Source organism: Arthrobacter sp. D3-16, assembly GCF_054408515.1.
Genome location: NZ_CP096437.1, coordinates 2,523,737 through 2,537,132 on the forward strand (window position 1 = coordinate 2,523,737; position 13,396 = coordinate 2,537,132).

General features: G+C 64.3%; 16 protein-coding genes and 1 tRNA gene. 3 read left to right on the forward strand and 14 right to left on the reverse strand.

Features of this window, described 5'->3' with window-relative positions; all coding sequences use genetic code 11:
• Nucleotides 1-2 precede the first annotated feature (2 nt).
• The 5 genes from M1D32_RS12035 to gcvH form a co-directional block, all read right to left on the reverse strand.
• Nucleotides 3-596 (reverse strand): MerR family transcriptional regulator, encoded by a 594-nt coding sequence (locus M1D32_RS12035; protein ID WP_009358601.1) that lies wholly within the window; start codon nt 594-596, stop codon nt 3-5.
• 236 nt (nt 597-832) lie between these two features.
• Nucleotides 833-1,336, reverse strand: a complete 504-nt coding sequence (locus M1D32_RS12040) for a bifunctional nuclease family protein (protein ID WP_138135016.1) — start codon at nt 1,334-1,336, stop codon at nt 833-835.
• On the reverse strand, nt 1,336-2,052 hold the full coding sequence (ftsR, locus tag M1D32_RS12045) for a transcriptional regulator FtsR (RefSeq protein WP_458778901.1): 717 nt from the start codon (nt 2,050-2,052) through the stop codon (nt 1,336-1,338). Before ftsR ends, M1D32_RS12040 begins: the two co-directional genes overlap by 1 nt.
• A 23-nt stretch (nt 2,053-2,075) precedes the next feature.
• On the reverse strand, nt 2,076-2,552 hold the full coding sequence (locus tag M1D32_RS12050) for an FHA domain-containing protein (RefSeq protein ID WP_458778902.1): 477 nt from the start codon (nt 2,550-2,552) through the stop codon (nt 2,076-2,078).
• A gap of 157 nt (nt 2,553-2,709) precedes the next feature.
• Nucleotides 2,710-3,096, reverse strand: a complete 387-nt coding sequence (gene gcvH / locus M1D32_RS12055; protein WP_458778903.1) for a glycine cleavage system protein GcvH — start codon at nt 3,094-3,096, stop codon at nt 2,710-2,712.
• Between the two features lie 12 nt (nt 3,097-3,108).
• Between gcvH and M1D32_RS12060 the strand changes: the two genes are divergently transcribed.
• The 3 genes from M1D32_RS12060 to M1D32_RS12070 all read left to right on the forward strand — a co-directional run bounded on the left by M1D32_RS12060 (nt 3,109) and on the right by M1D32_RS12070 (nt 5,103).
• Nucleotides 3,109-3,255, forward strand: coding sequence for a hypothetical protein (locus M1D32_RS12060; protein ID WP_458778904.1), 147 nt, complete (start codon nt 3,109-3,111; stop codon nt 3,253-3,255).
• A gap of 3 nt (nt 3,256-3,258) precedes the next feature.
• Complete coding sequence (locus M1D32_RS12065) at nt 3,259-4,128, forward strand: Fpg/Nei family DNA glycosylase (RefSeq protein ID WP_458778905.1); 870 nt, start codon at nt 3,259-3,261, stop codon at nt 4,126-4,128.
• Between the two features lie 648 nt (nt 4,129-4,776).
• Nucleotides 4,777-5,103, forward strand: a complete 327-nt coding sequence (locus M1D32_RS12070) for a hypothetical protein (protein ID WP_458778906.1) — start codon at nt 4,777-4,779, stop codon at nt 5,101-5,103.
• Nucleotides 5,104-5,208: 105 nt separating this feature from the next.
• On the opposite strand, the gene M1D32_RS12075 is transcribed toward M1D32_RS12070, so the two are convergent.
• The 9 genes from M1D32_RS12075 to M1D32_RS12115 form a co-directional block, all read right to left on the reverse strand.
• Nucleotides 5,209-5,285, reverse strand: a tRNA-Pro gene (locus M1D32_RS12075).
• Between the two features lie 147 nt (nt 5,286-5,432).
• Nucleotides 5,433-6,983 (reverse strand): ribosome biogenesis GTPase Der, encoded by a 1,551-nt coding sequence (gene der, locus M1D32_RS12080; protein ID WP_458778907.1) that lies wholly within the window; start codon nt 6,981-6,983, stop codon nt 5,433-5,435.
• A gap of 10 nt (nt 6,984-6,993) precedes the next feature.
• Nucleotides 6,994-7,674: a lysophospholipid acyltransferase family protein gene (locus tag M1D32_RS12085; protein WP_458782180.1), complete on the reverse strand. Its 681-nt coding sequence runs from the start codon at nt 7,672-7,674 to the stop codon at nt 6,994-6,996.
• Nucleotides 7,675-7,720: 46 nt separating this feature from the next.
• Nucleotides 7,721-8,434, reverse strand: a complete 714-nt coding sequence (cmk, locus tag M1D32_RS12090; protein WP_458778908.1) for a (d)CMP kinase — start codon at nt 8,432-8,434, stop codon at nt 7,721-7,723.
• On the reverse strand, nt 8,434-9,543 hold the full coding sequence (locus M1D32_RS12095) for a prephenate dehydrogenase (RefSeq protein ID WP_458778909.1): 1,110 nt from the start codon (nt 9,541-9,543) through the stop codon (nt 8,434-8,436). The genes cmk and M1D32_RS12095 overlap by 1 nt, the downstream gene beginning before the upstream one ends.
• A 3-nt stretch (nt 9,544-9,546) precedes the next feature.
• Entirely contained in the window at nt 9,547-10,755 is a 1,209-nt protein-coding gene (locus tag M1D32_RS12100) for a pseudouridine synthase (RefSeq protein WP_458778910.1), read from the reverse strand.
• Between the two features lie 114 nt (nt 10,756-10,869).
• The gene (scpB, locus tag M1D32_RS12105) at nt 10,870-11,532 is read right to left on the reverse strand and encodes an SMC-Scp complex subunit ScpB (RefSeq protein ID WP_458778911.1); all 663 of its coding nucleotides are present in this window, start codon (nt 11,530-11,532) and stop codon (nt 10,870-10,872) included.
• Nucleotides 11,529-12,341, reverse strand: coding sequence for a segregation and condensation protein A (locus M1D32_RS12110; protein ID WP_458778912.1), 813 nt, complete (start codon nt 12,339-12,341; stop codon nt 11,529-11,531). Before M1D32_RS12110 ends, scpB begins: the two co-directional genes overlap by 4 nt.
• A gap of 7 nt (nt 12,342-12,348) precedes the next feature.
• Nucleotides 12,349-13,248 carry a ParA family protein gene (locus tag M1D32_RS12115; protein WP_104045332.1) on the reverse strand — a complete coding sequence of 300 codons (900 nt, stop codon included), beginning with the start codon at nt 13,246-13,248 and terminating at the stop codon, nt 12,349-12,351.
• Nucleotides 13,249-13,396 lie beyond the last annotated feature (148 nt).

Below are 13,396 nucleotides of genomic sequence, written 5' to 3' on the forward strand. Positions count from 1 at the left end.
CGTCAGCTGATCTTGCGGGCGGCCCGCCGCTTGCTCAGTTCGTCGTCGGGAAAGGACTGCTCCGCGGCATGTTCGCTGGGAAGCGATGCCAGGCTGCCTTCCACCTCGCGCCAGACGCGTCCAACAGCGATACCAAAGACACCCTGGCCGCCCTGGACGAGGTCGATGACTTCGTCCGCGGAGGTGCACTCGTAGACGCTGGCGCCGTCGCTCATGAGCGTGATCTGCGCCAGGTCCTCCACGCCGCGTTCACGCAGGTGTTCCACGGCGGTGCGGATCTGCTGCAGCGACACACCCGTGTCGAGCAGGCGCTTCACGACCTTAAGGACGAGGATGTCGCGGAAGCCGTAGAGCCGCTGGGATCCCGAGCCGGCGGCACCGCGGACTGCAGGTTCCACAAGTCCGGTGCGCGCCCAGTAATCCAGTTGGCGGTAAGTAATGCCCGCTGCTTTGCAGGCGGTGGGACCCCGGTAGCCTGCGTCTTCATCCAGGACAGGGAGATCTTCGGTGAACAGGAGGCCCTGGGCACCGCTTGCGGGCACAGCAACACCAGCCGTGGGCTGTTTCAGCCCGCCTGCTTCGCCTTTGGGACTCACCTGGATCCTCCTTGTCATAAGCTCCCCGAGAAGAACTGCAGCAGCCTTAACAGGAATGAAGATCATGCCTGTAATTTCCGCGGGGCGCACCTTCCAGTGTGACCTGCGCGGCTGCCGTAAGCAATGGGAACTCGATACTTAGACGTTAGGCCCGTGGGGACCCAAGGTCAAAGACGTTGGGCACTTCGAAGAGGCGTGTCGAAACTTTCATCCTCAGCTTTAACCTTAACGTGACCTTAGCCGTCGAAATCCTCGGGTTCCACGTCGTCCAGGAACTCCCGGAACCGGCGCAGTTCGCGCTCTTCGTCGACAGTGGGGCCGGGCTCCGTGTCCTCGCCCTCATCGTGTTCGGTGATCCGTACGCCGGCTTCGTCCATCACGGAGTCCGCGCACCAGATCCGGCACTTGGCGCGAAGGGCGACGGCAAGGGCGTCGGAGGCACGCGAACTGACGGTGGTGCCGTTCTCGAACTGGAGCTGGCCGTAGAAGATGTTGTCCTCCACGGCCACGATGTTCACGCTGACCACGGAGTGGCCCAGCGACTCGACCACGTCCACCAGGAGGTCGTGCGTCATGGGCCGTGGCGGAACCACACCCTGCTGGGCAAGGGCGATGGCGCTTGCCTCCGGGGTGCCGATCCAGATGGGCACATGGCGTTCACCGTGCATCTCCCGCAGGAGGACCAGTGGCTGGTTGGAAGGCAGTTCGATCCGAACGCCTACGATCTCGACTTCAATCATCAGATGTCCATGCGTGAGATGTGGTCCTGCACCAGAGCCCGGTGCAGGGTGAGGCAGAGGTCGCTGATTTCGCGGGCGGCCTCCGCCGCCCGCGCCTGGGAAGCGGCGTCCTTGCGGGAAGCAAGCGGCGCCACGGCACGTTCCACGAGACCGAACTCCCTTTCGGCAGCTGCCTGGAAGGGCCGCAGGTGGCGGGGTTCGAGCCCGTGGCTTTCCAGCTGCACGCAGGCCCTGGCCACCTGCAGGGCGTGCTCATCAAACTGCCCGTTGGAGTGGCTGATCAAACCGAAGCTCAGGAGGGCCTGGAGCAGGGGTACGCTGGCCCCGGACTCCGTTCGCAGCTGCTCCTCGGTGAGCTTCCGCCCCCGGCTCTGCAGTTCAGCGGCCAGTTCGTCCGAGACAATGCGCGGGGACACCACGACGCCGGGTGGCAGGTTTTCGGGGCGTTCTCCCCTGTCGATGGCGTCAAGGTAGTCCTTGATAACCTTCAGCGGCAGGTACTGGTCCCGCTGTAAAGCCAGGACGAAACGCAGCCGCTCCACGTCGCCGTCGGAATACTGCCGGTAGCCCGCCGGCGTGCGGCGGGGATTGATCAGTCCCTTTTCCTCAAGGAACCTGATTTTTGACGCTGTCATGCCGGGAAAGTCCCCGCTGAGCTGAGCGAGGACCTCCCCGATGTTCAGGACCTGCGGTCCCCGGCGTTCCGGTTGTGCCATTGCCACAGGCAGCGGTCCCCGAATCAGCCGCGGCCTGCAGCGCTGGCAGGGCTCAGGTAGAAGGTGAGGCGGAACTTGCCGATCTGGACTTCACTGCCGGACTTGAGCTCCACGCTGTCAACGCGGTCATGGTTAACGTAGGTGCCGTTAAGGCTGTTCTTGTCCACTACCTCGAAGCTCCGGGCGGTGCGCCGGAATTCGACGTGCCGGCGGGAGACCGTGACGTCGTCCAGGAAGATGTCGGCGTCGGGGTGGCGGCCGGCGGTAGTGACGTCCGAGTCGAGCAGGAAGCGTGCACCGGCGTTCGGGCCGCTGTGCGCAACGAGGAGTGCGGATCCAGCCGGCAGTGCCTCAACGGAGTTGCGCTCTTCGGATGACAGCTTGGGGGCAATAGTGGGTTCATCCCGCACGGGGGTGAGATGGATCGAGGTGGTCTCCGACGCCTTGGCCGCACCATTGCCGTATTCGCCATCGGCAGGGTTGTGTGTGTGGCCAGCCATGGATTCCTCCTCTTGAACGTTGCAGCTCTGACGCCTGCAATTAACATTTGCCGTCCGGGCCTGCCTCGCAGGTCCGGCGCCGGCTCCCGATCCGGCCGCTGACGTGCGAAGACGTGCCGTCTGCACCGCTGGCCGAACCGGATTTACCGGTTAGCTTTTAGCCTACCTGTTGTTCGTACTCCGATGCACTGAGCAACGACTCAACGGCGTCTGCTTCGGCGAGTTTGACCTCGATGAGCCAGCCGTCGCCGTAGGGATCGGTGTTGATCAGTGCGGAATCCGTGTCCAGTGACTCGTTGCGGGCCACCACCTCGCCCGTGACCGGCGCGTAGATGTCACTGACGCTCTTGGTGGATTCAACCTCGCCCACAACGTCGTTCGCCGTAATCTTGGTGCCCACTTCCGGCATCTGGGCGTAGACGACGTCGCCGAGGGCATCCTGGGCGAAGTCGGTGATGCCCACCCGCACCACACCGTCGGCAGTGGGAGCAGAAACCCACTCGTGTTCGGCGGTGTAGGACAGGTCTTCGGGAATGTTGCTCATCAGGGGCCTTTCATGGGGTCGAACACCAAGGTCAACGGGGCCAAACAGGCCGCCGCTGAAAGTATAGGCACAACTGCCGGAGCCTTCGCCGGGGATTCTGACAAGATGGGAGCCATGAGCGCACGCACCCTTCCGGCACTCCGGGAAGAGGCAGGATAAGACATGCCGGAACTTCCCGAGGTGGCCGGCCTGGCTGAATTCCTTGATGAGCATCTGCGGGGCACTTCGGTAACCAAGGTGCAGATTGTTTCCTTCGCCGTGCTCAAGACGGCTGATCCCCCCTTCAATGCATTGGAAGGCAGGACGGTGACGGGAGTGCGCCGCTTCGGTAAGTTCGTCAGCATCGACACCGGCGGGATATCGCTGGTGTTCCATCTGGCCAGGGCGGGCTGGGTGCGCTTCAAGGACTCCCCCACCGACGCCCAGCTGAGGATGGGCAAGGGCCACATCGCGGCCCGCTTTGCCTTTAGCGGCCCCGATGGGCCGCGCGGCATCGACCTCACCGAGGCCGGAACCAAGAAGAGCCTGTCCGTTTATGTGGTGCGGGAGCCCCAGGACGTCCCGGGCATCGCCACACTCGGGCCGGACCCCTTCACCGAAGCGTTCGACGCCGGCATGCTGGCCGAGATCCTCGCCGGCAGTTCGCAGCAGATCAAAGGGCTGCTCAGGAGCCAGAGCGTGATCGCCGGCATCGGCAACGCGTACAGTGACGAGATCCTGCACGCCGCCCGGATCTCCCCCTTCGCCACTGCCAAATCATTGGACCGGGAAACGGTTCAGGTCCTCTATGATTCCATCCACGGCGTGCTGGGCACGGCGCTGGCGGAGGCCCGCGGAAAGCCGCCGAAGGATTTGAAGGACGTCAAACGCAGCCACATGCGTGTCCATGCCCGGACAGGTATGCCGTGCCCCGTGTGCGGGGACACCGTGCGTGAAGTGTCCTTCGCCGATACTGCCCTGCAGTACTGCCCCACCTGCCAGACAAAGGGAAAGATCCTTGCCGACCGCAGGACGTCCAAGTTCCTAAAGTAAGCGCAACCATCTGTCAGTAGGGCTAACTCCCGAGCCGCGCTTGGAGGGATGCGCCGGAAGGCTCCCATTGTGTGCAATTCCTGCTTTCACGCCAGGCCTGCCCGGCCTCGCCCGTAGGAGGCTCCGTAACAACCAGGCACGGGCGCTGTGCTTCATGCCGTCATACCGGTGAGTAGCCCGAAAACCCGCGCAGAGACCTGCGGGAGGCGTCGTCAGCACCTCTCAACACTATGTTTGCAGGGACCTTCTTGTAATAAAAGCAGGGATCTTCACAGGCGAAAAATACGGAGTATCGTAGTTGCCACGTCCCTCCCAACGAAAATACATGGAGGACGGCAACTGATTTCATGAGGGTCCAGACACCGGCGCTCACTGCTCACACACAGTGCCTAACTGGGCCTTTTCCATGTGTTCAGTCATCACTACAGCGCCCCGCAGCGATGCACCGGGGGAAGTATCAGGTTCACCTCTGACGCCGGCGCTGTCACCCTCAAGCAAGGCGCTTCTTTAGCGCCGATCGGGCTTGAGACAAAACCGCAGACAGGCGAGTCAACAACGGAGTGGACCGCGCCCAACGAAGGCCGTGCCCACTCTGCCGGCTCACCCGTTCCCGCGGTATCGATCATTCGATCACCTAAAGGAAATGCAATGAACAAAGTATCCCGCCTTCTCGGCTCCGCCACCCTTGCTACCGGCTTGATCTTCGGTGGATCAGCTGGTGTTGCTTATGCTGGCGATTACGACCGAGACCGTGACCGTGGGGCGTCGCACAGCAGGGACTACAACGACAAGAGGGACCGCGACCGCGGCCGCGACCACAGTGATCGCCGCCATGACCGCCACCACTCCGGCCACCACAACAACAACTACAAGTACCTTTACCACTGCCATGGCAGGTGGGGCCACGACTGGTATGAGTGGGGCAAGAAGCATGACAACAAACGGAATTGTCACATCGTCTACATCAGGTACTGATCGCCGAAGTGTGGGGGTGCTCCCGCGGCTCCTCCACCTGAAGGCTGACTAGCCGGAAACAAGAAAGAACCGGAACCCGCGTTTCCGCGTGGTTCCGGTCCTTCATGGTCGGGCTGACAGGATTTGAACCTGCGACCCCTTGACCCCCAGTCAAGTGCGCTACCAAGCTGCGCTACAGCCCGTTAGTTCCGCCGTTCTCCGCTGTGCTTCATCCACGGGCTAACCCGGGGATTTCCACCAGCAGTCCGGCCGAACCACCTAGAAGAGCTTACACGATTCCGGAGGGTGCAAGTGACACTTTCCGGCTTTTGCGCCGAGGTGTGTCGGACTTAACGCTTCTTGCCGCGCTTTTCCCGCACACGCATGTTGACCTCGATGGGAGTGCCCTCGAAACCAAAGGTTTCCCGCAGCCGCCGGGTGATGAAACGGCGGTATCCGGGGTCCAGGAATCCGGTGGTGAACAGCACGAACTTCGGCGGCCGGCTTGAGGCCTGGGTCCCGAAGAGGATGCGGGGCTGCTTGCCGCCGCGGACGGGGTGCGGGTGTGCGGCCACGAGTTCGCCGAGGAAGGCGTTGAGGCGACCGGTGGCAATGCGCTTGTCCCAGTTCTCCAGCGCCAGGTCCAGGGCCGGAACCAGGCGGTCCTTGTGCCACCCCGTCTTGGCCGAGATGTTGACGCGGGGTGCCCACTCCACATGGGCCAGGTCCTGCTCAATTTCGCGTTCGAGGTAGCGCCGGCGTTCGTCGTCGAGCAGGTCCCACTTGTTGAAGGCGAGCACCAGGGCGCGGCCCGATTCAATGGCGAGCTGCAGGATCCTGACGTCCTGCTCGCTGAGGACCTCGTCCACGGCGAGGAGCACGACGGCGACCTCCGCCTTCTCGAGCGCGGCCTGCGTCCGCAAGGAGGCATAGTAGTCCGCGCCCTGGGCCATGTGCTGGCGGCGGCGGATGCCTGCCGTGTCCACGAAACGCCAGGTGCGGCCACCGAGTTCAATGAATTCATCCACCGGGTCCCGGGTGGTGCCTGCAGTGTTGTCCACCACCACGCGCTCGGTACCGGCCAGCTTGTTCAGCAGAGACGACTTGCCCACGTTGGGGCGGCCGATCAGCGCGATGCGGCGGGGGCCGCCGGACCGCTCCAGTCCTTCGATGGTGGAGAACTCGGGAAGCGTATCCATCACGTGGTCAAGCAGGTCGGCCACGCCCCGGCCGTGCAGTGCCGAGACGGGGTAGGGCTCGCCGAATCCGAGTCCCCACAGCGCAGCGGAATCTGCCTCCTGGGCGAAGTCATCCACCTTGTTCGCTACCATGATGACGGGCTTCTTGCTGCGGCGCAGCATCTTCATCACGCCTTCATCAGTGGCAGTGGCACCCACCGCGGAATCGACGACGAAGAGGACTGCGTCCGCGAGTTCTACGGCCATCTCGGCCTGCTCGGCCACGCGGGCGTGGATGCCGCGGGCGTCGTGTTCCCAGCCCCCGGTGTCCACGAGGGTGAAGTTGCGCCCGTTCCAGTTGGCGGAATACATCACGCGGTCACGGGTGACGCCAGGGGTGTCCTCCACCACCGCTTCGCGGCGGCCAAGGATACGGTTGACCAGGGTGGACTTGCCCACGTTGGGGCGTCCGATGATGGCCAGCACCGGATCGAGCTTGACCGGACCGTCATAGTCCTCGTCGTCATATTCACCGCTGAGCAGCGCGGCGTCGTCCTCGTCGAGCTCGTAGTCCTCCAGGCCGGCCCGGAGGGACGCGGCACGGAGCTCGGCCTCGTCGTCGTCGATCGCCGCAAGCCGCTCGGCCACCTGGTCGGTGCCCGAAGGGGTATATTCGTCGTCGCCGGCGCCGGAGGGGCCGGTCGTTTGTGTTGTATCGCTCATTGCATTGTCCTTAGTGGTCATCTGCCGGCGTCCCGGCTACTGCTGTGAAGTCTTTGAAAAAATCTGCCGCCGGCAGGGGCTGCCCCGTGAGCTGGATGGAATCCTGCACGTGCCCTGACAATGCGGCCCGGATCTCCAGCGCCGCCCTGTCCATTGAAGCACGCCCGCTTTCCCCGGCCCGGCGGGTCAGTGTCAGCGCATTACCGAAGCTGACATGGAAACGCCTGCCCGGCCGCGGCACCGAATCAAGGTGCTCGTTCCCTTTGCGCGTGCCCAGGATCGCCACGGGCACCACCGGAGCGCCGGAGTTCAGCGCCAACCAGGCCACACCCCCGTTGATGTCCGCGGCAGCACCGCTCCCCCGGGTGCCTTCAGGAAGAATCCCCACGCAACGGCCGGCGTCGAGCACTTCCTTGCAGCGCTGCAGCGCAGCACGGTCCCCCGCGCGGTCGACGGGCAGCTGCCCGGACGCCGTCAGCACCTGGCCGAGGAAGCCTTTGAACATCTCCTGTTTCACCAGGATGTGCATGGGCCGTGGTGACGCGCCGAACATCACCGGCCCGTCCAGGAAGCTGATGTGGTTGCCGGCAAAGATCACCGGGCCGCCGGTGGGAACGTTGTCCCGGCCGGTGACGGATGTCCGGTAGACCAGGTGGTCCAGGATCCAGCCCACCGGCCGGCTCCACGTCATGGTCCAGGCGGACGGGATCTGCGGCCCGGACTTTCCGACGCTGGGTTCAGTCACGGTTCAGGACCTTGGTGACAATCACGAGCGCCGCGGCAACAGTCTGGTCGAAGTCAAGGTCCGAGGAATCCAGGGTTACCACCCCGGAAGCGGCCTGCGTGAAGTTGACCACCGTGGAGTCCTTGGCGTCGCGGTGGGTCACCTGTGCCGCCAGCTGCTCCGCGTTTTGGGTGCCGCCGAGCTGGATTCCGCGCCGGCGCAGCCGCGCTTCCTCACTGGCGGTGAGCAGCATCCGCACTTCAGCCCCGGGCGCGACGACGGTGGTGATGTCCCTGCCTTCCACCACCATCCGGCGGTGGTGCTTTTCGATCAGTTCGCGCTGCCGCCGGATCAGCTCTGTCCTGGCACCAAGGGTGGTGGCCACGGCACTGACAGCTGAGGAAATGGCGGGTTCCCGGATGGCGTCGGTGACATCGATCCCGTCCACCCGGACGTACTCCTCCTGCGGGCTGGTGCTCAGGTCCAGGACCAGGTCCCGGGACGCCTGCTCCACGGACGCACCGTCCTCCAGGTCGATGCCCTTGGTAACGCAGTACCAGGTAAGGGCGCGGTACATGGCACCGGTGTCCAGGTACGCGAGCCGGAGCCTGCGGGCCACTTCCTTGCTGACACTGGACTTGCCCGAGCCTGACGGCCCGTCGATGGCAACCACCAGCGGCCTGCCGACGCGGAGCGCGGGCAGCGTGTCAAGAAGTTCTTGTGTCATTACTGGAGTACCCGCCATCCGCGGTCGTTGAGTGCCTCGATCAGGTGGTCATGCTTGTTCGGCAACACGGAGATTTCCACCATACCCACGTTCTGGCCCGAAGAGTGGTCCAGGCGCAGGTCCTCCAGGTTCACGCCGATCTCACCGATTTCTGTGAGGAGCCGTGCGATCTGGCCGGGTTTGTCGTCCACCAGGACGGTGAGCCACGAATACGCCTGGGGAGGCCCGCCATGCTTGCCCGGAATCCTGGCCTGGCCGGCGTTGCCTTCACTCATCAGCTGTGCGAGGTCGAGGCGGGCGCCCGGTGCGGTGGGCTCCTCCAGTGTGCCGATCAGGCGGTTGAGGTCCTCCCGCACGCCGTAAAGGATCTCGACCACCTTGGCGGCATTGCCGCCCAGGATCTGCACCCACAGGGATGGATCACTGGCAGCGATCCGGGTGACGTCGCGCAGTCCGTTGCCCGCGAGGGACAACGCGTGCAGCGGCGTACCCTGCAGCCTGCTGGCCAACAGCGATGACATGACCTGCGGCAGGTGCGATACCAGGGCCACGGCTTCGTCGTGTTCGTCCGCTGTGAACTGGGAAACAACCGCCCCCAGGTCCGTGGCCAGCGAGCGGGCCGTCTGGAGGGCTGCGCCGGAGGTTTCCTCCGCCGGGCACACCACCCAGGGCATCGAGGTGAAGAGTTCCCCGCGGGCTGCGACCGGCCCGGACTTTTCCCGTCCGGCCATAGGGTGTGTGCCCACATAGCGGGAGAGGTCCACGCCGCGGCTGCGCAGTGCCGAGAGGATCTCCGCCTTGACGCTGGCGATGTCCACCACCACGGAGTCCGGGTACTCAGCCAGCGCCTTTGCCACAACATCTGCCGTGACATCCGGCGGGGCAGCGACGACCACCAGCTGCGGCACAGCACCCGCAAGCCCGGCCAAGGGCTGGCCGGCGCCGATATCCACCGCTACAGCTTGGTTGGTGGGCGAAGGGTCAGACAGGTAAACCGGAACGCCCCGGCCGCGCAGGCCCAGCCCGATGCTGGTGCCCAGCAGCCCCGTACCGATGACCACCACCGGACCGTCCAGGTGCCCGCGGCCCTGGCTGTGGAAAGCGGACATGCCTCAGAGCCCTACGGATGCCAGCAGATGGCCGACTTCCTGCTTGCCGAGGTTGCGGATGCTTCCCTGGCGCTGGTCGCCCAAACCGATGGGTCCCACCTTGACGCGCACCAGCCGCAGGACCGGGAATCCGACGGCGTCGAACAGGCGGCGGACGATGCGGTTCTTGCCGGAGTGCAGGACTACCTCGATCAGGACGTGGCCGGGGGTGGAGTCAACGAGGCGGAAGGAATCCACCGAAGCAAAGCCGTCCTCCAGTTCCACGCCTTCCTTGAGCTGGGCGCCGATTCCCTGCGGGAAGGGGCCCCGGACCTGGACCAGGTACGTCTTGGGCACCTCATAGGAGGGGTGCGTCAGGCGGTTGGCAAGTTCGCCGTCGTTCGTCAGCAGCAGCAGCCCCTCGGTGGCGACGTCGAGCCGGCCCACATGGAAGAGGCGTTCGCCGTGCTGGTGGCGAAGGAAGTCGCTGATGCAGGGACGGCCTTCGGGGTCCTCCATGGTGGAAACAACGCCCTTGGGCTTGTTGAACACCATGTACACGAGGTTCTCATCCAGCTGGATCCGCAGTCCGTCAACGTGGATGACCGCGGTCTTCGGGTCGACGCGCACGCCGAGCTCGGTGACTACCTGGCCGTCCACTTCCACCCGGCCCTCGGCAATCATTTCCTCGCAGACGCGGCGTGACGCTACGCCCGCGGAGGCCATGACTTTTTGCAGGCGCACGCCGTCGGCATCGTGAAGTTCCGACTGGGGAACTTCGCCGCGCGGGCCCTTCTTCCGGGTTGGCCGGCGTACCGGACCCAGGTTCTGGCCGAAACGTTCGCTGCCGAAAGCACGGGAAGCTGCTGCCCCCGGGGCGCCGGTGCGTGGCTTTGGCTTCAGCGCGCCGGGCGTTCCCGGTGCCTTCTTGGCACCCGGCTTGCGTACGGCAGGCTTCCGGGAGGAAGGCTTTGCAGATTTGGGTTCCGTTGCTCCGCGGCCCCCCTGGCCACCGGCCGGTGCCTGGTCCGGATCGATGAACCGCTCCTCGCGCGGCTTCGGCGCCCGGTGCGGGCGGTCGCTGCCGAATCCGCCGCCGCGTTTGGCGGCCCCGCCGCGGAACCCGCCGCCGGAGGCACCACCCTGGGGGGCGCTGCGCTGTGATGTGTTGCGTTCGGTACTGTCGCGTCCCGAACCTTTACGTGGTGAACCCTGGCGTCCCGCCTGTGTCATGACCCGTCCTTCGATGTGTTGACCGGAAAGGTGTCCAAGGACTACCTTAACCAGCCGTGCAGAAATAGTCTGCCCTTATAAGTACTCTTGCGTGCCGCCAGGGTGGTGCCCTGGCTACATTCCTTCGGCGTCGTAGAACTCCGCAATGCCGTCCAGCCCCGGGAGGTGTGGGGACAGCTGCGGCAGCTCAGCCACAGAGCTGATTCCCATCCGTTCCAGGAAATATGAAGTGGTCCGGTAGAGGACCGCGCCGGACTCCGGATCCGTTCCTGAGTCCTCGATAAGTCCGCGCTGGGCGAGCGTCCGTACGACAGAGTCAACATTGACTCCCCTGATTGCGGAAACCCTGGCCCTGGAAACCGGCTGGCGGTATGCGATCACCGCCAGCGTTTCCAAGGCGGCCTGGGTAAGCCTGGCTGTTTGGCCCTCCAGCACATATTTGCCCACGATGTGGGCGAATTCAGCACGGGAGTAGATCCGCCAGCCGCCGGCGACGTTCCGCAATTCAAAACCCCGGGGGCTGGAGCCGAAACCAGTTCCACTGGCTTGATCCATATCCGGGGCTTTAACAGTATAGCCGCTATAATCCCGCTGGAGTTCTGCGAGCAGGGCGGCGACCGCGTCAACCGGAAGTTCGAGTCCGGCAGCCAGTTCCTCCTCCGTGGCGGGTTGGTCTATGACCATCAGCACCGCTTCAAGGGCGGCTTTCGGCCCACCCGGAAGGTTTGCGATAGTTGTCTCCCCTTCGCCGGTACCTTGTGTTGCCTGCCCAGTCACAGCTGCTCCTCAAATTCTTCGCTCAGGTTTTCCGCTGACCATTCCCCGTTGCCGGCAGTCCAATGCACAGCCAGGTCTCCCAGCGGTGACAGCTGATCGAAGGAAACCGCCCTGTCCCGGAACAGCTCCAGGAGGGCAAGGAACCGCGCGACCACCACCAGGGTGGACCCGGCATCGGCAATCAGGGCCCGGAAGGTCAGCGGGGATTCAATCTGAAGCCGCAGGCCCATTGCTTCTGCCTGCTCCTTCACGCTGACATTGCCGCCGTGCAGGTGTGCCAGGCCTACTTCGGTTTGCTTTGGAGCCTTGGGCACCAGTGCCGCTTCGGCCAGGCGGGCGAACTGTTCCGGAGTGTGTTTCCAGACCAGTTCGGGAAGCATGGCGGCGAAGTGTTCTTCGAGGGCGACCTGCCGGGGGAACCGCATGGCCTCCTGGTGAAGGGTCTCGCCAAGGAGTCCGGCCACGTGCTTGAAGGCCTTGTACTGGAGCAGCCGCGCGAAGAGCAGGTCCCTCGCTTCGAGCAGCGCGATGTCTTCATCGTTCTCGACCTCCCCCGCCGGAAGGAGCCGCGCGGCCTTGAGATCAAGCAGCGTTGCGGCAATCACCAGGAATTCGCTGGCCTCATCCAGGGCCCACTCCTCGCCCAGCTTCTGCAGGTTCCGGATGTACTTGATGAATTCGTCGGTCACCGTGGCGATGGCTACCTCGGTAATGTCCAGCTGGTGCTTGGCGATCAGTCCGAGCAGGAGGTCGAAGGGACCCGTGAAGTTGGCCAGCCGCACCTCGAAGCCGGGCCTGGATTCGGCCACAGCGTAGCTAGGGTGCGCCGCCGCGCGAGATCAGTTCCTTGGCCAGCCGGCGGTAGGCATCGGCTCCCACGTGGTTGCCGGCGTAGCTGGTGATCGGCTCCGCGGCAACGGTGGCATCGGCGAACTTGATGGAGCGCTTGATGACGGTCTCGAAGACCTTGTCACCGAAGGCCTCCACCAGGCGGGTAATAACTTCGCGGCTGTGCAGCGTCCGGGCGTCGTACATGGTGGCCAGCACGCCGTCCACCTGCAGGCGGGGGTTGAGCCTGTCCTGGACCTTGTCGATGGTCTCCACCAGCAGTGCCACTGCACGGAGGGCAAAGAACTCGCAGATCAGCGGGATGATGACGCCGTGCGCCGCGGTGAGCGCGTTGACGGTCAAAAGGCCAAGGGACGGCTGGCAGTCGATGAGGACGACGTCGTAATCGTCTTCGACCTTCTTGAGGGCACGGTCCAGGACCTGCTCGCGTGCAACCTCATTGACCAACTGGACTTCAGCAGCGGAGAGGTCGATGTTTGCCGGCAGGAGGTCCACGTTTTCAACGCCGGTCTGGTGGATGGCATCCCGGATATCCACTTTGCGGTCCATCAGCACGTTGTACACGGTGAGGTCGAGTTCATGCGGGTTCACGCCCAGGCCGGCAGACAGCGCGCCCTGGGGATCGAAGTCGACCAGAAGCACACGCCGGCCGTATTCAGCCAGCGCTGCTGCCAGGTTAATAGTGGATGTGGTTTTGCCGACGCCGCCCTTTTGGTTCACCATGGCGATCACGCGGGCCGGACCGTGGGAGGCCAGGGGCGCAGGTTCCGGGAACTCGCGGTATGGGCGCCCCGTGGGTCCCATCACCGCGTCTTCCAGGTCGAATTGCGTGCCCTCCAGAGTTGCCGAACCCTGTTCGCTGCTCACGTATCTATCCACACTTTCGATGACGGTGATTTCCTGCCGCTGGCTGCCCAGCAACGCTCCTTCTTCTTCCCAAGGTTACAGCGCCCGACACGGTATTCCAGGCAACTTGACTTTCCGCGGATGTTGAGCCTTTACCCTCTAGTTGAGG